The organism is Brevibacillus sp. FW301-21C12A (assembly GCF_058788915.1).
This window is the reverse complement of sequence record NZ_JBYTBG010000123.1, coordinates 1-559: the sequence shown is the minus strand read 5'-3', so window position 1 is coordinate 559 and position 559 is coordinate 1. Positions and strand designations below refer to the sequence as shown.

The window sequence follows — 559 nt, the reverse complement described above, 5'->3', positions numbered from 1 at the left end:
ATAAAGCGATATGTCGAACAACAGAAAACAAGGGGGTGAAAATCATGTCGCAGACCATCACAGTCAAAGTGAAATTGCTTCCAACAAAAGAACAGGCTTCTATTTTGCGTGAGATGAGTCAAACGTACCTCTCCACTATCAATACTCTCGTTTCCGAAATGGTTGCTGAAAAGAAAAGCACAAAGAAGTCGAGTAAGGATATTTCTGCTTCTTTGCCAAGTGCCGTTAAAAATCAAGCTATCAAGGACGCGAAAAGTGTGTTTAAGAAAGCGAAGAAAAGCAAATTCACTACTGTTCCTGTTTTGAAGAAACCTGTCTGCATTTGGAACAATCAAAACTATTCGTTTGATTTCACGCACATTTCCATGCCGATTATGATTGACGGCAAGGTAACTAAAACACCTATCCGTGCTTTGTTAGTTGATAAAGACAACCGTAACTTTGCTTTGCTAAAACACAAATTAGGTACGCTTCGAATCACACAGAAAGCAAATAAATGGATTGCCCAAATTTCTGTCACCATACCTACTATGGAAGGAACAGGAGTAAAAGTCATGGG

At 39.2% G+C, this 559-nt stretch carries 1 protein-coding gene; it reads left to right on the top strand.

Annotation, left to right across the window (positions count from 1 at the left end):
* Positions 1 to 44: 44 nt before the first annotated feature.
* Positions 45 to 559 (top strand): nuclease/transposase family protein (locus AC3WQH_RS25545; protein WP_492332333.1); only part of this gene is annotated, 515 nt, incomplete at its 3' end.